This is a genomic window from Rhodopirellula sp. MGV, assembly GCF_002251265.1.
GTDB classification, from domain to species: domain Bacteria; phylum Planctomycetota; class Planctomycetia; order Pirellulales; family Pirellulaceae; genus Stieleria; species Stieleria baltica_A.
On sequence record NZ_NPDI01000020.1, the window covers coordinates 158,304 to 175,604 of the forward strand.

Annotated in this window: 16 protein-coding genes; 10 read left to right on the plus strand and 6 right to left on the minus strand. The window is 56.5% G+C overall.

The window, feature by feature from the left end; genetic code table 11:
• Together rplJ and rplL are read left to right on the plus strand one after the other, a co-directional pair.
• On the plus strand, positions 1-531 hold the full coding sequence (gene rplJ, locus CGZ80_RS06730; RefSeq protein ID WP_094412626.1) for a 50S ribosomal protein L10: 531 nt from the start codon (positions 1-3) through the stop codon (positions 529-531).
• A 65-nt stretch (positions 532-596) separates the two neighbouring features.
• The gene (gene rplL, locus CGZ80_RS06735) at positions 597-1,010 is read left to right on the plus strand and encodes a 50S ribosomal protein L7/L12 (protein ID WP_094412628.1); all 414 of its coding nucleotides are present in this window, start codon (positions 597-599) and stop codon (positions 1,008-1,010) included.
• Between the two features lie 166 nt (positions 1,011-1,176).
• On the opposite strand, the gene CGZ80_RS06740 is transcribed toward rplL, so the two are convergent.
• Positions 1,177-2,034, minus strand: coding sequence for a metallophosphoesterase family protein (locus tag CGZ80_RS06740; protein WP_094412630.1), 858 nt, complete (start codon positions 2,032-2,034; stop codon positions 1,177-1,179).
• A 264-nt stretch (positions 2,035-2,298) separates the two neighbouring features.
• Positions 2,299-3,465 carry a methionine adenosyltransferase gene (metK, locus tag CGZ80_RS06750; protein WP_198953641.1) on the minus strand — a complete coding sequence of 389 codons (1,167 nt, stop codon included), beginning with the start codon at positions 3,463-3,465 and terminating at the stop codon, positions 2,299-2,301.
• Between the two features lie 342 nt (positions 3,466-3,807).
• On the opposite strand from metK, the gene CGZ80_RS06755 reads away from it, so the two are divergent.
• The 7 genes from CGZ80_RS06755 to CGZ80_RS06785 all read left to right on the plus strand — a co-directional run bounded on the left by CGZ80_RS06755 (position 3,808) and on the right by CGZ80_RS06785 (position 9,438).
• Complete coding sequence (locus tag CGZ80_RS06755) at positions 3,808-4,821, plus strand: VWA domain-containing protein (protein WP_094412635.1); 1,014 nt, start codon at positions 3,808-3,810, stop codon at positions 4,819-4,821.
• Between the two features lie 41 nt (positions 4,822-4,862).
• Positions 4,863-5,852, plus strand: coding sequence for a hypothetical protein (locus CGZ80_RS06760; protein ID WP_143543781.1), 990 nt, complete (start codon positions 4,863-4,865; stop codon positions 5,850-5,852).
• Between the two features lie 126 nt (positions 5,853-5,978).
• Positions 5,979-6,479, plus strand: coding sequence for a hypothetical protein (locus CGZ80_RS06765; protein ID WP_094412639.1), 501 nt, complete (start codon positions 5,979-5,981; stop codon positions 6,477-6,479).
• Between the two features lie 92 nt (positions 6,480-6,571).
• Complete coding sequence (locus CGZ80_RS06770; protein ID WP_233148270.1) at positions 6,572-7,168, plus strand: hypothetical protein; 597 nt, start codon at positions 6,572-6,574, stop codon at positions 7,166-7,168.
• 113 nt (positions 7,169-7,281) lie between these two features.
• Complete coding sequence (locus CGZ80_RS06775) at positions 7,282-7,887, plus strand: hypothetical protein (protein ID WP_094412641.1); 606 nt, start codon at positions 7,282-7,284, stop codon at positions 7,885-7,887.
• Between the two features lie 4 nt (positions 7,888-7,891).
• Entirely contained in the window at positions 7,892-8,767 is an 876-nt protein-coding gene (locus tag CGZ80_RS06780) for a RimK family alpha-L-glutamate ligase (protein WP_094412643.1), read from the plus strand.
• Between the two features lie 101 nt (positions 8,768-8,868).
• On the plus strand, positions 8,869-9,438 hold the full coding sequence (locus CGZ80_RS06785) for a sigma-70 family RNA polymerase sigma factor (RefSeq protein ID WP_094412644.1): 570 nt from the start codon (positions 8,869-8,871) through the stop codon (positions 9,436-9,438).
• A 3-nt stretch (positions 9,439-9,441) separates the two neighbouring features.
• On the opposite strand, the gene CGZ80_RS06790 is transcribed toward CGZ80_RS06785, so the two are convergent.
• From CGZ80_RS06790 to CGZ80_RS06805, 4 genes are all read right to left on the minus strand, one after another.
• On the minus strand, positions 9,442-11,619 hold the full coding sequence (locus CGZ80_RS06790; protein ID WP_233148271.1) for a hypothetical protein: 2,178 nt from the start codon (positions 11,617-11,619) through the stop codon (positions 9,442-9,444).
• A complete protein-coding gene (locus CGZ80_RS06795) occupies positions 11,616-12,245 on the minus strand; it encodes an RNA polymerase sigma factor (protein WP_233148272.1) in 630 nt (209 codons plus the stop codon). Before CGZ80_RS06795 ends, CGZ80_RS06790 begins: the two co-directional genes overlap by 4 nt.
• Before the next feature lie 67 nt (positions 12,246-12,312).
• Positions 12,313-13,587, minus strand: a complete 1,275-nt coding sequence (locus tag CGZ80_RS06800) for a DUF1501 domain-containing protein (RefSeq protein ID WP_233148273.1) — start codon at positions 13,585-13,587, stop codon at positions 12,313-12,315.
• A gap of 84 nt (positions 13,588-13,671) precedes the next feature.
• Entirely contained in the window at positions 13,672-15,228 is a 1,557-nt protein-coding gene (locus CGZ80_RS06805) for a DUF1549 domain-containing protein (protein WP_233148277.1), read from the minus strand.
• 1,094 nt (positions 15,229-16,322) lie between these two features.
• On the opposite strand from CGZ80_RS06805, the gene CGZ80_RS06820 reads away from it, so the two are divergent.
• Entirely contained in the window at positions 16,323-17,207 is an 885-nt protein-coding gene (locus CGZ80_RS06820; RefSeq protein ID WP_094412652.1) for a hypothetical protein, read from the plus strand.
• Positions 17,208-17,301: the final 94 nt, after the last annotated feature.

Sequence of the window (17,301 nt, forward strand, 5' to 3'; positions counted from 1 at the left end):
ATGAGTAAGTACGTCAAAGACCTCGTGACCCGCGACATCAAGCGGCGATTGGATGGCGTCGAAGACGCCGTCCTGGTCAGCTGCGTGGGGATGGACGCGAACACGACGAACGAACTACGCGGTGAGTTGGCCGAAAAGAACATCACGATGTTCGTCGTGAAAAAGGCTCTCGCCCGCCGTGCTGCCGAGGGAACTAACCTGGCACCCGCCTTTGAAGGCGCAAACGGCTCCATCGCGGTCTGCTTCGGCGGCGAAGACTTTGTCTCGCTCGTCAAAGAAGTCGTCCGCCTGGACAAAGACGAAACAAAGTACGCCAAGTTCGCTGCCGAAGGCGGCGTGATGGATGGCGAACGTTTGGATGCCGACGGGGTCAAAGCCGTTAGCAAATGGCCTAGCCGTGAAGAACAAATTGCGACCCTTGTTGGCCAAATCCTTGGCCCAGGAGCGACGTTGTCTGCCGCCATGCTGGGTCCTGGAAAGATGCTCAACAGCCAGCTGAAAAAGATCAGCGAAGGCGAAGGCGACGAGTAGTTCGCCAATACCGAACCCTAACGTTTACCTACAACCGATTATTCGTTTAACAAGGGAAACCTGTCATGAGTGAAGAAGGTGCAGCTGTTGCTGAATACAGCGACGATACCAAATCGATGGGCGACAAGATCGCCGAACTGACCCTGAAACAAGCCAAAGAACTGAGCGACTACCTGAAAGACGTTCACGGCATCGAGCCAGCTGCTGGCGGAGCCGTCGTCATGCAAGGTGGTGGCGGTGGCGAAGCTGCTGCTGCAGAAGTCGAAAAGACTGACTTTGATGTCGTCTTGACCGGCTTCGGCGACAAGAAGCTGAACGTCGTCAAGGTCGTCAAGAACCTGACCGGCGCTTCGCTGATGGAAGCCAAGAAGATGGTCGAAGGCGTTCCTGCGACCCTCAAAGAAGGCGCTCCAAAGGAAGAAGCTGAGAAAATCAAAGCCGAGATCGAAGAAGCAGGCGGTTCGGTCGAACTCAAGTAGTTCGCCTTACCCCTCCGCTCGATCGCTCGAATTCCCGATCGGTTGTACATTCAAAGACCCCGCGTGGCGACGTTGCCAAGTGGGGTTTTTGTTTGCGCGCTTAAGATGATTTTTCGGCGGCCAGTTCCTGGACCGTTTAAACGTGTCGCTGGCGCGAAGCGGGCAGTTAGATACTGATGACGCGTTCTAGCTTCGGCTCGGCGTATGTCGCACTCGCCGTGTAAACGGTCAGGTTGTCACTGATACTTGCAACACCGCAGCTATGGGTGTGGCCGCAGTACACGCGAACGACAATCTCGGGATGCTCATTCGCATAGTTGCGCAGCACATTGCCAATGTGCCCGCAGACAAAAAACGGTGCCCAGGCGTCATCCGTCGTTTGGCCGTTGTACCAGCATGCTTCACGAAACGGCGGGACGTGTGTGGCAACGTGGACGGTGCGTGCTGTCTGCGGTAGGGAATCGAGTTTGGATTTCAGTCGCAACGCGGAATCTTTTCCAAGCTGCTCGAGCTTGCCCCTCCAGTGTGTCGGGTCAACTTTGTAGAAGTCCTCGATCAGTGCGAAATCGTTGAGCCGCACCGGGGAATTGTCGTAATCGCCAACCGTGGCGTCACCCCATCCGTCATCGCCTGTTAAGAACGAATTGGGGCTGAGTTCAACCGGCGCGCTGTCGGTCAGGTAGATCAGGTTGGGCTGATTCCGCGTCATCGAAGTCACAATCCGCCGAGTCGCTGCAACCGATGAGCCGTAGAAATCGTGATTGCCGAGGATGAAGTAGATCGGCAGGCTGAACGTTTCTGCGATGCGGCTGAGTTGAAAGTAGACGTCTTCTGCTTCGGAGAGGTCGCCGGTGATCATGAGGCCGGACAATTCCGGTTCGCCGTGCATTTCGATCCATCGATCCCATGCCGACAGGTTGGCATGATTTAGGTGGATGTCGGAGGACCAAGCCAATCGTGCTGACGTAGCGGGATCGCTGGTGTGGCGATGTTGCTCGGTCAATTTGGTTGGCGGATGCGGCATGGAATGGACGGTTTGGCCGCGATGCCTTCCGGGTGGCTCGCAGCGGTGGCAAAAGAAGAGATTCGGTTGGGCGTGTCGCTTTCCGAGGTCTGTGGTCCAAGGTTATACGAAGATTTGCCTTGGAGCGACAAGCAAGCGGCTGATGTGGCAGCTGGTAAATTCTGCCAATATGAAACTAGCCGGCGACGTCCGTTGGTTGGACGTCACCGGCTAGCGGTGGTTTTTCGGGGCCGGTTTCAGCCCCGTTGCTGATTTCGAGCTCGATTACTTGGCAGCAGCGGCAAGGGCGTCGGCCTTGTCGGTCGCTTCCCAGGTGAACGTGTCTCCTTCGCGTCCGAAGTGTCCGCCAGAGGTCGTGGCTTTGAACACAGGGCGGCGAAGTTTCAGGTGCTCGATGATTCCGGCTGGCGAGAGCGGGAAGTGTTCGCGAACCAGTGCGCAGAGCTTTTCGTCGGCGACGGTTCCAGTGCCTTCGGTGTCAACGTGGACGCTGACGGGTTCGCTGACGCCGATTGCGTACGCCAATTGGACTTCGCAGCGTTCGGCCAGGCCGGCAGCAACGATGTTCTTGGCAACGTATCGCGCCATGTAAGCCGCGCTGCGGTCAACTTTTGTTGGATCCTTGCCGCTGAATGCACCACCACCATGGCGGCCCCAACCGCCGTAGGTGTCCACGATGATCTTGCGGCCGGTCAGGCCGCAGTCGCCGTGGGGGCCACCGACGACAAACTTGCCGGTGGGGTTGATGTGGTATTTGATGTCGCCCTTGTCCAGTTCGGCTGGCAACGAAGGTTTGATGACTTCGTCGATGATGAACTTTTTGATGTCTTCGTTGCTGACATCTGGGTCGTGCTGTGCGCTGACCACGACGGTGTCGATACGAACGGGCTTGTTGCCAACGTACTCGACGGTGACTTGGCTCTTGTTGTCGGGGCGCAACCACGAAACTTCTTTGTTGAAGCGAGCTTCGGTGATGCGGTTGATGATGCGGTGCGACAACGCGATCGGCAGCGGCATCAATTCGGGGGTGTCTTTGCAGGCGTAGCCGAACATCAGGCCTTGGTCGCCAGCGCCGATGTCTTTTCCGCTGTCGCTATCGGAGTTCACACCTTGAGCGATGTCGGGGCTCTGCGTGTCCAGGGTGACCATCACGGCGCAGGTGTCGCCGCAGATGCCCATGTGGTCGTCGGTGTAGCCGACTTCATTGATGGTTTGGCGAACGATATCAGCGTAGTTGACTTTCGCTTCGGTCGAGATTTCGCCGGCGATGATCGCGACGCCGGTGGTCACCATCGTTTCGCAGGCGACACGGCTCATCGGATCTTGCTCGAAAAGTGCATCGAGGATCGCGTCTGAAATCCGATCAGCGAGCTTATCAGGGTGCCCCATGCTCACTGATTCGCTTGTAAACAGGAAACGAGCTTCGCTCACAATGTTACTCCGGTTGAGGCGGGCGAAACGCAGGTTCCCCCCGCGATGGCGGTGAGGGCTGTCGGGGCGGTGCGGCGGTTGTGAACCGAAGCGTAACCTTGCCCGTGCATTTTTCGCTGCCCGTGGTTGACGTTACAATGGGACAATCGAACGGGATAACCTAGTTTCAACGACGAATATTGAGAACCACATCAGGACCGGCTTGGCACGGATTTCTTGCCGATTTCTCATTCTTCGAGGTCTGTTAACCGGGGAACCGGTCTGTCTGCTCGGGATGTAGCTCAATTCGTGAAGCGATCAACAAACCTAACCGATTCTGCCAAGCCGCCGTCGAAAACTGTGATGCCGCCGCAACCACCAGGAAACGCCGAATTGACGTCGGTTCCAGAGGTGCGGACCAAGCAAGCACCGCCATTGTTGTTTTCTTTGGTGCTGCACCTGATTGTACTGGCCGCCATCGTTTTGTCGCTTCGCGCGGCACCTCGCGGTACGGGTGAAACCAACGATCGGGCGATTGGTTTGGCGATGGTTCATCGTTTGCCTGACAGGGATGCCTACGAAGAGGTTCAGCCACAATCCGACCAGACCACGGACCAGACGACCGCCGACGCGTCCGCGGCCTCTGCGGCTGCCGCACCTCCTGCCGATCTTTCACCGCCGATCGACTTGGCAGGTGTTTTGTCAGCGATGGAGTCGACTCCCGCACCGGTAAGCGGTTCCGGGGTTGCTGGCGACACGACACTGCAAGGCGATTCGGTCGGCCAGGGAACCGGTGGCCAACCGGTCGGACCAATGGGTGCGGAAACGACTGCCCGATTGTTTGGTGTTTCAGGCACTGGCTCGCGATTTGTGTACGTGTTCGATCGCAGCGATAGCATGAATGGCTACGGGGGACGCCCACTTCGTCGTGCAAAAGAAGAACTGATTAAAAGCTTGCAGTCGTTGTCGGAGTACCAACAGTTCCAGATCATTTTCTACAACGAGAATGTCAAGCCGTTTCAGCCTGCCGGGATGGCGCTGACGTTGGTAGAAGGAACCGAATCCAATTTGAAACGGGCGGAGCGATACGTCGAATCGATCCGAGCCTTTGGTGGTACCAAGCACAAAGGCGCGTTGTTGATGGCACTGCGGATGTCGCCCGATGTGATCTTCTTTTTGACCGATGCTAACATGCCTCGATTGTCGCATTTGGAATTGCAAATGATCGCCGATCGGGCACAACGAAACGGAACGACGATCCATACCATCGAGTTCGGCAGTCAGCCTGCATCGTCGCCAGGGACGTTCCTGAAGGAGCTAGCCGCAATGAACGATGGCGAGTATCAATACGTTGACGTCAATCGCTTGCAGCCCTAGCAAGTGACCTCGGGAAATCTTCGCCACCAACGGCAGCGTTCATGTCTTTGTCTCGTCAATGCGATCGATGGTTACCTCCGGCAACCACAGCGGGATTGGTGATGGCCGTCGCGTTGGTGATCGGTTCGCCACAGCTTTGTGCTCAAGACGTGCCTGAATCGCGCAGCGGCGTACGGTTGATTCTCGGACCGACCGAACGCGCAGTTAACAATGGCGATCCGACGCAATGGTACCCTCACGCATTGTTGGAACTGACCGGCCAGTTGCAGACGCTTGACCAAGATCAGGTGTCAATCATCACCGCAGGTCAGTCCGTGCCTGAGCGATACGCGGCCGCTCGGTTGGTTTCGGCGGAGTTGCTGCAGGTTCCCGATGATCAACAGCGTGCAATCCAATCGTTTCGTGATGGCGAGATGACAAAAGCGCTGACGGAGCTGGTGAATGTTGTCAGCTCACCAGACCCTCAATCGCGGCCTGCGGTATGGCGACAGCAGTGGTTGTCGATGTTGGCTTCGCAAGCGGCGATGCGAAGTGGGCGAGGCGAGATCGCACTTGAGTTGGTCAAGCAACTCGACAAGCGACCGCTACCGATGTTTGTCATTGCATTGGTACCAGTCGATTGGACGGGCGTTGCCGGCGACAATTTGTTCGAGCCTGCCGCCGCGATGGCTTCGTCGGAATCGTTGCTTGTCAAACTGGTCGCGGCAAGCTGGCTGATTCGGTCACCGAAGTATCGTGCTGCAGCCGAGGCGGCGCTGACGAGACTTGCTGCACAGCAAGATCGCCCCGTGGTCGCAAAGCTTGCCGCCCATTTGGCTTGGCGATCGAAATCGCCGACCGAAACGAAGGACACGTTTTCTCGTGAGAGATCCGTGGTTGATCAACTTCCGCTGGCATTGCAGACCGGGCCACTTTTGTCGCTTCTGGATGTAGCCCGGCGGACAAGTCAGCCTGATGAAGTGAAAGAATTGGAGCTCGCACTGCGCTATGCGGCCCCGACATGGCACCCGGATTTGCCGAAAAATCCGTGACAGCAGTGGCCTAGGAAACTTTTTCTAGAATCGGTTAAGGGGTGCGGGCGAGAGTCTCGCAGGTGTGTGTGAAAGGCAGCGACGTGTAAGTCGAACGCCGAAACTCACACACACTGGAAAACTCTCATGAAACGCATCTTCAAAACCATCCTGGCAATGTTGGTTGTCGCATCCGCGTCCGCCGTACTTGCCTCTTCTGCATCGGCCCAGTCGGCCGGATCTTGGGTTGACGTCAGCCGTGGACGCGTCGGGGCGGGGGCCAACGCGAACGGCCTGTTCAAATTTGGCAAAAGCCGCAGTAGCAGCCGCAACGGCGTGGATTTCGGACACGGATTTGCGGTCGGTGCGGGCCCAGGCGGGATTGCATTGAGCAACACCGTCGGCGTTGGCGGTGGTCCTTTGGGAGCAGCCCACAACGTCCAGTTGAACGTCGGTCGTGGCGGGGCGCACATCAGCCACGGCGGTGTGGTCAGTCAAGGTGGAAACCGACGCGTCATCAGCGGCGGGCAAACCGGCACGCTTCCAGGCGGCCGCGTGTTTGGCCAAAGCACCTCGACCGGCTTCGGCAATCGCACCCGTGCGTACTCCAAAAGCCGCACCCGAAACTTCATCCCCTTCCGTCGCTAAACCGTCCTCTCGGAAAAAAGGTGTCAGGTACCTTTTTTGCTCTGAACCGAAAAAGGTACCTGACACCTTTTTCATGGGTTGGAGATTGAACGATGAAAATGATTACAAAAATGGCTGTCGCGATTGCTTTGTTCGCTGGGTTTGTTGTTGCGGGAAGCGCAGAAGCACAGGTCACCGCGTCTAGTTTTTCGAGCGGCGGGACGGCGGTCTCAAGTGCCTACGGTCGTGGACGCACTCGGTTGCATGCCGGGGCGGTGGCAACACACGGCGGATACGCTCGATCGACAATGACGGGTGACGGTCGCAATGGTGGTTTTGCCAGTGGACGCAGTGCCGCGATCTCGCATGGTGGCGTCGCGATCAGCAACGGAAACTCATCGGCAAACGGCTGGGCCGCACGATCGCATTCGACCTCCGTCGCACGCACCGTCAACGGTTTTTCTCGCAGCGACAGCAACGCCATCGCAAATGGGAATTGGGCCAACGCACGAGCAAACGCCCAGTCGCGAACATGGGGGACGTATGGTCGGTCCTCGGCCGAAGCGGTCGACAACCGTGGCAACTCCGGCGGCTACTATCCCTCAGGCTTGACCACCGGTGCACCAAGCGGAGGAATCGTATCTAGCATGTTCCAGCGTTCGACACCGGGGAAAACGATCTTCCGAGGCCGCGTGTCCCGCAGACGCTAACAAAAACAAACGTTTTTTCCGAACGCATCGAATTCAAATTGGATGCGTTCGGTTCTTTTGCTGTAGTAATTAATGGACGATCGAACTTTCGAACACGACGAGTAGCTCTCAACATGCCGACTTCAGAAAACCAAACGCTTCAACAACTCGTTGAAGACCTAAAAAGCGGAAAGCTTGCGAGACGTGATTTTTTGCGCCGCGTTGTACTTTCCGGCGCGACGTCGGCGGCAGCCTATGCGTTGCTCAATCAAACAGAAGCGTCTGCCGACCCGCCGCGAATGACCACGATGGCGATTGGCGAGGAAGGTTCTCCAGCGAATCCGGCACCGCCGCAGCTGGACCCGCCAACCTTCGACCCACCAAACGTCGATCCACCGGTGCGATCGCCAGGCGGGCAGCAAGGGATTCCTTCCCAGCGTCCTCAGACGCCGACAACCGAGCGTATTGGCGAAGAATCCAAAATGACCACAATGGCAATCGGAGAAGAAAGCCGCCCTCCAAAGACGACAACACCGACCACCATGGCGGTTGGCGAAGAGGCAACCAACCCGAATCCTCCCAAGGTGACCACCAAGGCGATCGGTGAGGAATCAAAGCCCGCTAAACAAGTACCAATGACAACGCTTGCGGTTGGCGAAGAGGGGCGAGGGTGGGGAAAGCCAAGCATGCCTGAGCGGCGGCTGTTGCCACGGCTTTGGAACGGATTTCGTCGGTGGTAACGCGATGGATGTGAAAGAGTGTCGGTTGCTGATCATCGGTGGTGAGTCGGATCCAAATACCTGCCGTGTCGTCGATCAAGCACACCTGCGTGGGATCGACTACGTGTTTTGGGATTCGGATCACAGCGAATCGCGATTGATGGCTTGGGATTTCCAACGCCCGGTCATCGACCTCGGCAACCAAGCGTTACGCCCCTCCGCGATCTATCTAAGGCAAAACGTTTTCGGATCGGATTCGAGGCAAAGTCATGCGGTGTTTGACCTCGGTGAGTCGTTCGCGTTGGCGTGGCCCGAAATCAAAATGTTGAATCGTCGCACAGCAGGCGACGCGAACAACAAGTCCCGCAATTTGCGAATCGCTCGACAATGCGGGATGGCAATTCCTGAAACGATCGTGATCGGCGACTCAAGTCCTTTGGCGTCGCATCCCGATCCGGATTCGACAATCGTGAAGCCGCTTGCCGGTGGAGACCATGCCTACGCAATCGACCGGTTTCTCCAGGAATCGCCATACGATGCTCCGCTATTCGTTCAGCAGCGATTGGCTGGTGAAAACATTCGTGTGTTTTCAATCGGCGGTGAGCTGTTTGCATTTCATCTGAGAACGGATGCGGTTGACTATCGAACCGACGGATCCGTGTCGGTTCATGCGATCGACGTGCCCGGCGAAATCGCCACACAAACAACGCAATTGGTCCGAGAGCTAGGATTCGATTATTGCGCGCTCGACTTTCGTTGTCGGCACGAATTCGAACAGCCCGTGTTCCTGGAAGTCAATTCCTTCCCAATGTTCGTCGCCTTTGATGATGCCTGTGGCAATCGGCTCGTCGATGCGGTGTTGGAATTCTTGGTTGGCGAAATCGAAGGCCAAGGCGGCTAGATCGTCAGTGCAGCACTCCGGAGCATCGTTTATGCTCGTGCACTCACGAATGTCGCCTCGCGCGATTCGACTGCAAAGTTATCCGAACCGGAGTTCTTACGATGAATCAACCTCCGCATGACGTTTCGATCTTGTTGCGTGAGTTGAGCAGTGGCAACGAATCGGTCAAAGAGCAGTTGTTTCAGCAATTGCAATCGGAGCTTCGGCAGATGGCTTCGGCGTTAATGCGGCGTGAGCGTGCGGACCATACGCTACAAGCGACCGCGCTCGTGAACGAAGCTTGCATGCGATTGCTCGATTCGGATGCGATCGGCAATGCAACCGATCGGCGATATTTCTTTGCCTCTGCCAACCGTGCGATGCGGCAAATTCTGATCGACCACGCCCGCAAGAGAAATGCGGTCAAGCGCGGCGGGGATTACGAACGTGGATCGCTGGATATCGTTTTGGACAACTTCGAAACGAGCAACGGTTGCGCGTTCGAAGATCTCAATGCATCGTTGGATGCACTCGAGAAAGAGTCGCCGCGTCAGCGTGAAGTTGTCGAGCTGCGGTTTTTCTCGGGGCTGTCGATTCCCGAGACGGCCGAGGTGTTAGGCGTTAGCGAAGGAACCGTCGAACGCGACTGGCGTTTGGCAAGAGCAAAACTTTACCAGTTGCTCAAGGACTGATCGTTAACGGAGGATCCACCAGATCCGGCTCAGTGCCGCGGCTTCGGTGCCATTTTCGCGAAGTTGCTTGGCGACTTCGTTGATCCGTTCAGGTGTTTGTGATCCGCCAGCGAGGTAGACCAAGTGTTCGACTTTTTGGTCAAAGTCATCGATGGAGTGGATCCAGGAAACCGGCATTTCGGAATCGTCACCTGGGTAATCGATGCTGATACGGTCGCTTCGTGAGAGCGACGGTTTGCGGTTTGCCGAAACGTCTCGCGAGGTAGGGCTAATCAACAGCGGTTGAGCAAGCAATGTTCCGTCGTCGAGCAACCGTCCGCCACTGTGTTGCATCGCGACTTCGATGCGGTCACCGCGTGATGACGGAGGCGAATCGACTGCAGCCGCATAGGCCGTCACGAGATCAAGTGCACGGCTACGGACGTCGTTACTGGTGGTCAGGATTGTTTCCGATTGAAGCTCTTGCGGGACGCTTCGGGTCGCCATCGGCGAACTGATAATCAGCGACAGCGTGCGTGCAAGGTCGAACCCGCTTGCTCGCAAGTCATCGGCGAGTGCCCGGTGAAGCTCATTGAGCGAATCATCGATCGGTGGTGCGAACGCGTCGACAGGTGACGGTTGCAATGGGCGACCGTGGACCAGCTTCCAAAGCGAATCCACCAAGCTTGATGAAAGTTGTTGGCTTCCTCGCAGCGTTTGCGTCCAGGCTTGGAAGTCGTCAATTGCGACTTGTCCGGTCAGGTGCTCACTTGCGTTGGGTGTGGCCAGTCGTTGACGTCCATCGATCAATTCGAAAAACGTAGGTACCGGATGGCTTTCGTCTCTCACGGTCCAGCGATCGTTATCGCGATGCACGTAACTGCGGACCATGGCAACGAACGACCAATAATCGTCTTGCGTCCCATTGCGTCCAATCATCGAATCGTGGCAGCGGACGCAGCGAAGGTCGGCGTTCATCGATAGGCTTGCCAGGCGACGCGCGATGCCTTCGGAGCCGTTGCGTCCGATCGTTTGATACCAAGCGCCGGAATGTTCGCTTTTGCCTGAAATCAAACTGACAAGTGTCGTATCAATCGGGCGATCCCCCGAAAAACCTTGCGACAGTTCCTGGATCAAAGCTTGGTTTTCATCGGTGTCGACCGCGGCAACACCCCAGTCGGCCGATAGAGCAAGCCAACGTTTGGCAATCTGTTGGGTGTGGTTTGGACTCGCCAATTCGAGTCGCATTTGCTGCGGATCCGAGAATGCCTCCTCGGATAGTTTGACACCAAGTTGTCGTTCGATACGGGCGATCAAGTCTTGGTTGGGGGCACGCTGAGTCGGCTGAACGCCGATTGATTTCCAATATTCGCGTGCGATCGATTCGGTCGTTGTGGCGATCCGTTCGATGTGACCGACAACGACATTTTCGGTCGAGGCGATCGTGTTGCTGCTGCTCGGAGGTTCAGCGTCGGCAACCGCGGAAGGGCCGGGCGACGGTTCAGGATCCAGCCGGATGCCTTTGAGTGGTCGATCGTCTGGTTTGGGATCGAGTGAAGGTGATTGTTGTTGCGGAGACGCCACCGCAACGTTCTCTTCTGGGACCGGCTTGGTAATCGCGGCGAGTGGCGCCGATGTATTTTGAGTTGGGTTCGGTGGCTTTGTTGCCGAAGGGCCAAGGAAGACGACGCCAGCCACGCAAGCCGAGATCGCGACGATCGCGGAAAGTGTTTTGATCAGCGACAACCGCTCGCGTCTAGCGCGGGTGACCGGAGTGGTGACCAACGGTTGCTTCAGCTGAGACAGGATGGCCGCGGTCAGGTCTGGCGGGCAGCTGCGTTTGCCAGGATCGACGGAGATAAATTCTTTCAGCAATGAATCGACGACCAAGTCGGATTCGTCGGCAACTTCGCCTTGGGCATGGTCCTTGTCAGGTGTCACCGTGACGGACGATCCGCTGTGAACTGGGGGTGCCAAAGGGCGACCGTCCACATCCAGTCGTCGTCGGCCATTTGCGGGTTTCGGCAACGGCGGTTGACGGTTCGAGCTATCGGCGGCGAGTCGTTCCAGAATTGCGGCGGACAGATCTGGTGGTTCGCGTCGTCGGCTGGGATCACCCGAGATAAATTCGACCAACAATGCGTCGATCATCGGATCGGCATCATCGGGATTCGGTAGGGTGTTGTTTGAAGTCGCCATCATTCGTCCAGCAATTGCAATTTTTCTTCGACGCAAAGCCTCAGTTGTTGTTTGGCTCGCTGCATTAAATTTCGCGCCCCGTGATCGGTGATCCCGAGAGCTTCACCAATTTCAACGCGACTGGAACTGGAGTCGAATCGCATTCGCAAGGCGATTTGTGCCCGTTCGGTCAATCGTTGAAAGCATTCTTGGAGGGCTTCAACGGCGGCGTCGCCGGAGAGGTCTTTGCCGGCCCAGCGGTCCCAGGTTTCGTCCAGCAACTCGGGCTCGGCGATCGTTTGCACACGCCCCAATTTTCGGTGGCGGGAAACGAGCAGGTTGTATGCGGTGCGCCGTAAATAACCTGCGGTTGCCCCGTCATTGTGTTGAACAAAGTCGTCTCGGCGAAGGACTCGCAAAAACGTCTCCTGCGTCAAATCGTCCGCAGTCGCTTCATCGCAGCCGAGCATGCGAAGGTAGCGCCACACGCCACGTTGGTGGCGGCGGACGAGTTCGCCGGCTTGCAACTGATTGCCTTGCAATGAACCTTCCTTGACGGATTGCGACTGCCTCGATGCGGTCGACATCACCCTGGCACCCTCCTCATCGGAGTTGGGTGTTGAGCGTTTGGGATCGTTTGACTGAGTCATCGAGAACGTCTTCGGCCCAGTCGAGTTCGGCGACAGGTCGCCCAAGCTGACTTTATCCACCGGGCGTTTAGGCCACCAGTTCGGTAATCACTTTTCCTCCGTTAGCGATTTTCATCGGACGGCGGTTTTTGCTCATAAAGGTGGTGTCCAAAGAGATACCCAGTCCTTCGCAAACCGTCGCCATCAGGTCTTCGCTGCGGAACGGTTCTGATTCTACCTCAGTTCCGTCGCTGTTTGTTTCGCCGACGCCCAGACCGCCTTTGATTCCGGCCCCGCCGACAACGCACGACCAAGCTCGCGCCCAGTGGTCGCGTCCGGCGTTTTGGTTGATATTTGGGGTACGGCCAAACTCACCCATCCAGATGATCGCGGTGTCTCGCAGCAGTCCGCGTTGTTCGAGGTCTTCGACGAGTGCACTCATTGCCCGGTCAAGCTGCGGCAATTTGTTGTTCGACAGCGTTTGGTGGACGTTGTTGTGCAAATCCCAGCCGCCGAGGTCGACTTCGACAAACGGCACACCGGCTTCGACGAGGCGTCGGGCTAGCAAGCAACCTTGGCCGAAACCGTCGTTCCCGTAGCGTTCTTTGGTTTTCTCGTCTTCTTTCTCGACCCGGAAGGCTTCCATTTGGCTGCTGGTGAGCAGGTCAAACGTTTTCTTTAGGACTTTGCCGTGTTCAGTTGCCGGGGTGTCATTGGTGCGATTGGCGAATCCGGCTTCGATTTCTTGCAGGGCTAACATGCGACGACGAAGGCGGCTGTCGTCCAGGTTCATGTTCAGGTTGCGAATTCGTCCGTTGCTGGTCACGGCAAACGGTGACCATGCCATGCCAAGGAATCCAGGGCCGCTGCTGGCACCGCCGATGGTGACGAAAGGTGGGATTTCTAGTTGCGGACGTTGGGCCATCAATTCGTGCGCCACGACCGAACCATAGCCGGGGTGCTCGATGTTGGGGTTGGGGACAAACCCGGTGTGCATGTAGTAGCGGCCGCGATTGTGGTCGGCTTCGCGAGTCGACATGCTGCGAACGATCGACAGGTTGTGCATTTGCTTTGCGACCATGGGCATGTGCTCGCAAATTTGCACGTCGCCAGTGGTCGAGATCGGACGGAATGGCCCCCCGGTTGGTGCGCCGGGTTTGAGGTCCCAGATGTCGATCGTCGGAGGCCCGCCACCCATCCAGAGCATGATGGCTGACTTGTGATTCTTTCGCATCTCGTCTGCGTTGGCCTGGATCGCGTTACCCAGGGTCATGGCAGCGGAAAAGGCGGCGGAACTTCCGGCCATGTGGTTCATGAAGTGCCGGCGGGTCATGCCGTTTGGCGTTTTCCAGTTCGAAATCATCGCGAGTGGCCTATCGAAAGAAAAGTTATGGTTCGGTATTAGATGAACGTCTGAGATCTTGAATTGAACCCAGGCAGTTGTTGATCAGTGCTGCATGATGAATTCGTTGCTGTTCAGAATTGCCCACCAGAGGTCCTGCATCATTTCGGCTTCATCACCGCCGTTGGCGCGGTACAAATCGCCTGCCAATTTGGTTTCACGTTTGGTGGGGCGGCGGGCAAGTCCGGCGAGGTACAGCCGGTTCAAGCGGTCGGTGGCGGTTTTCCCGCTGGTTCCGATTTCGGCCAAGAAGCTGCCCGGTTTGGTTTGCGTCGCGTTCTTGGTCAAGTCGCCGTTGAACAGCATCAGTGCTTGTGGGATCGAACCGTCAAACGTAGTCGCCTCGTCGCCTTCGTCGGTTCCGAAGGTGACAACGAACTGACGCATCCATTCGCGTCGCTTTTGTTCTTGTTGTTCGTAGGTGCCTTCGGCGTTACCGCCCGACAGTGTGAGCAGCGACTGGTACAGTTGTTCGGCGCTGATTTGACGCAAGTAGAAACGCGAAAACTTTGGCGTTTCGCCGACCGATGGGTCATCGATCGTGTTGTTGCTGCCAAGCGTGGAAGCCAGCGAATACGGCTTGCTGAGCGTCATCCAAGTAATCAGTTCTTTGATGTTGTAGCTGGACTTGCGGAATGCAGCGCCGAGTTCTTCAAGCAGTACCGGGTGTGACGGGTTGGTGTGTGGACCCATGTCGTCAATTGGCCGTGTGAAGCCGTGTCCAAAGAACATCGACCAGTGGCGATTGACGGCCATTAAATCCAACGCTTCGCTATTTAGCATCAAGTGGCCAAGTTCGACGCGTCGGTTGACGTCTTCGACAAATCCGCTGCGGCCGATTTCGGTGCCATCGGTAAACACCGGATAGGCGACACGCGTCAGTCCGTTTCGCATTTCGTAGAACACCAATGCGTCGCGAGGGTCACCCGCTTCACCGGCAAAGTCCTCGCTGACCAATTCAGCGAATTCGATATCGCGAGTCCCGTCAACGAAACGACGTAGGGCACGCGTTTGGCGGAAGAACGAATTGAACTCCCAGAACTTTTGTTGCTTCCAATCGTTAAACGGGTGGTTATGGCACTGGGTGCATTGGACTTGCTGGCCCAGGAAAATCCGTGACACGCTACTGGCTGCCAAAACCGCTTTTTCTTCGTTGACTTTGTCGACTAAGAAATTCACAGCACCGTTGAAGCCTTCGGTACCGGGTTTGGTGGTGCCTTCGGCGGTGACCAGTTCAAAGACCATGCGGTCGTACGGTTTGTTCTCGGCGAAGCTATCCCGCAGGTACTTCATCATGCCGTCGCGGTTGGTCAGGTCTCCCCGATCCATCCCGCCACTGCGGCCGATCAAAAGATTGGCCCAAACGGTCGCCCAGTGATTGGAGTATTCTTCGGTGTAACGGTCGTCATAAAGCAGGCGTTCGACCAGCTTGGCATGTCGCTCCGATTTTCGGTCCGCCATAAAGGCCTGCATTTCTTCGATCGTTGGGATACGACCAATGATGTCCAAGTAAGCGCGGCGACACCAAATCAATTCGTCGGCTTCTTTGGCAGGACTGATCTCGTAATCCGTCCAGCCCTGTTCGACGTAGTAATTGATCATCTCAATTGGCGAACGCGATTGAGTGGTCTCGGCAGTCGTCGACTCGAGCACGGTATCGGGCGTCGGATCGGCAGCATCGGAAGTGGTGACGCCAAGGTTGCAGAACGCGACGAGATTGACGAACGCCAGTGCGGCGGCGTTGTGTCGAGTAAGGAAGCGAGAGATTGCCATCGAGACGTTTCCAAGTTCCAGAGAAGGATCGATCAAGGCGACGCCAGTGTGATGGCGCTTCAGAATGCCTATTTCTCGAACGATAAGTGGGCCGGATGGTACCTGACCGAATACCGGGATTGTCTATCAATCTTAATGCGCGAGATCTTTCACGCACGTCATATCCTTCGCAATCCGACCAAGCGGATGCACAAGCCTGATCACGCGTGGGCAGTGGTTCCGGTCATCGAGGTCGTGAGGTCTGTCAAACGCCGCAAAATGACGCTCCGGACGACGTTCTGGTGAATCGAATCCCCTCTGTTGATACCGGCCCGTGCCGCCCAGCAACCACGTCAAGTCGCCACCTCTCGCGCCTGACCAACGGTGTCACGCGAATCGCCGAATCTGAGCCCAGGCAAGTGGCTTTTAAACACGAGGTTCAAAAATGGTTCAAGCAACAGATTCGCTGGGAAAGACAGGTTGGTTGATTTCACGAATGCGTCCAAGGACGGAGTGGCAGTCGTCGGAGCAGTCAGCTTCGATCATCGAGTACCTTCAGATTGCGACTGGACAGTGGGGGCCAGCCGAAATCGCGACATGGTTTCCAACTGAGTCGTCGGCAAACGTCTATCGAGAAGATTTCCAGGTGAGGAGTTCGTTTCGCCTGTTGTCTGTCTTCCTCTGCATGGATGTCGGGCAGTCGAGTTCATCCGTTGGCAGTGGGCGGGGGATTTTTGAACAGGTTGCAATCCCCCGTTTTGGTTGTCCGGGTAAGTTTGTGGCAGGTTTTCCCGCAAAATGACCGGTCTGCTGCCATTCTGAACTTGCACATCACACTCGTTTAACCGTTTCTTAATGGAGTGCCGGAGATTGGCATCAATGATGCATCACGGCACCGTCGCTTGGCTTTGTGATTTTGAACTGGCAGCGGAAACGGGTATGTAATGGATCTTTGGGTGGCAATCGCGTTTATCGCTGCGGTTTCTGGACTGGCATTTATCGCCGGGTGGAAGCTTTCGCTGTCGGTCTATCGCACCCGCCCGCTGTTGTTGATCGAATGCATTCTTCTGTTGCTGGTCTTCGCATTCGGTCTCGCGAATCGTCTTTTTTGGGCTAGCGCCATTCCTAATCCGGCGGCAATGTGCTGGTCGAATTGGCTGCCAGTGTTTCTGTGTTTCGCAGCCGGGTTAGCGACTCATGTCTGTGCGTTGCGGCCAAGTTGGCGAGGCGTCACCGCGCTTGCGATGCTGTCTTTGGCGGTAGCGTTTTTATTGCAGCCCGTCATGCGTCCCAATCTGTATCCGATCTCAATCGCCGAAGAAGCTGATTGGGATCACAACGTTTGTTTGCAAAGCGATGGAGCTAGTTGTGGCCCCGCCGCTGCGGCAACGCTTTTGCGTCACCACTCGATGCTTGACCGAGCGAAACGACAGCTCGGATGGGAGGGCCGATCATCAGAAGCAATGATGGCGAACCTCTGTTTGACATCCAGCCAGGGGACATCCTCACTCGGTTTGGTGAGGGGGTTACGATTGGCGATCGATGGAAGTCGGTACAACGTTTCGGTTGCCAGTGACAATCCGACGACTTGGAACGCGTCGGGGCAGTTGCCAAATTTGGCGGTTGTTTGTTTTCGGGGTGGCGAGCGAAATGACCCGGTTCGACGTTTGTTAGGAACCGATGGCGAAGCTCATGCCGTGATGGTGCTTGGCCGAACGCCACAGGGACTTTGGAAAATTGGCGATCCCGCAGTGGGGTGGCGGCTGTATACCGACGAGTACTTCCGTCGCATCTTTACCGGTGAAGCGATCTATCTCGCGAAACGCTAGTCGCACACCAAATTGATGCGGTGATTGCCGCTGAATTTTGGTTCAGCGAGCTCGATTGGAGTGCAGTGTGATCACCCCAATTTGAAAAGATTGC

What these genes read in the sequence shown, in the direction of transcription:
- CGZ80_RS06760 (WP_143543781.1), top strand. Translation starts at nt 4,863, where the DNA reads ATGTCTTTGTCTCGTCAATGCGATCGATGGTTACCTCCGGCAACCACA.
- CGZ80_RS06740 (WP_094412630.1), bottom strand. Translation starts at nt 2,034, where the DNA reads ATGCCGCATCCGCCAACCAAATTGACCGAGCAACATCGCCACACCAGC.
- CGZ80_RS06765 (WP_094412639.1), top strand. Translation starts at nt 5,979, where the DNA reads ATGAAACGCATCTTCAAAACCATCCTGGCAATGTTGGTTGTCGCATCC.
- CGZ80_RS06820 (WP_094412652.1), top strand. Translation starts at nt 16,323, where the DNA reads ATGGATCTTTGGGTGGCAATCGCGTTTATCGCTGCGGTTTCTGGACTG.
- CGZ80_RS06775 (WP_094412641.1), top strand. Translation starts at nt 7,282, where the DNA reads ATGCCGACTTCAGAAAACCAAACGCTTCAACAACTCGTTGAAGACCTA.
- CGZ80_RS06770 (WP_233148270.1), top strand. Translation starts at nt 6,572, where the DNA reads ATGAAAATGATTACAAAAATGGCTGTCGCGATTGCTTTGTTCGCTGGG.
- CGZ80_RS06800 (WP_233148273.1), bottom strand. Translation starts at nt 13,587, where the DNA reads ATGATTTCGAACTGGAAAACGCCAAACGGCATGACCCGCCGGCACTTC.
- CGZ80_RS06790 (WP_233148271.1), bottom strand. Translation starts at nt 11,619, where the DNA reads ATGATGGCGACTTCAAACAACACCCTACCGAATCCCGATGATGCCGAT.
- CGZ80_RS06805 (WP_233148277.1), bottom strand. Translation starts at nt 15,228, where the DNA reads ATGATCAATTACTACGTCGAACAGGGCTGGACGGATTACGAGATCAGT.
- rplJ (WP_094412626.1), top strand. Translation starts at nt 1, where the DNA reads ATGAGTAAGTACGTCAAAGACCTCGTGACCCGCGACATCAAGCGGCGA.
- CGZ80_RS06755 (WP_094412635.1), top strand. Translation starts at nt 3,808, where the DNA reads ATGCCGCCGCAACCACCAGGAAACGCCGAATTGACGTCGGTTCCAGAG.
- CGZ80_RS06795 (WP_233148272.1), bottom strand. Translation starts at nt 12,245, where the DNA reads ATGACTCAGTCAAACGATCCCAAACGCTCAACACCCAACTCCGATGAG.
- CGZ80_RS06780 (WP_094412643.1), top strand. Translation starts at nt 7,892, where the DNA reads ATGGATGTGAAAGAGTGTCGGTTGCTGATCATCGGTGGTGAGTCGGAT.
- CGZ80_RS06785 (WP_094412644.1), top strand. Translation starts at nt 8,869, where the DNA reads ATGAATCAACCTCCGCATGACGTTTCGATCTTGTTGCGTGAGTTGAGC.
- rplL (WP_094412628.1), top strand. Translation starts at nt 597, where the DNA reads ATGAGTGAAGAAGGTGCAGCTGTTGCTGAATACAGCGACGATACCAAA.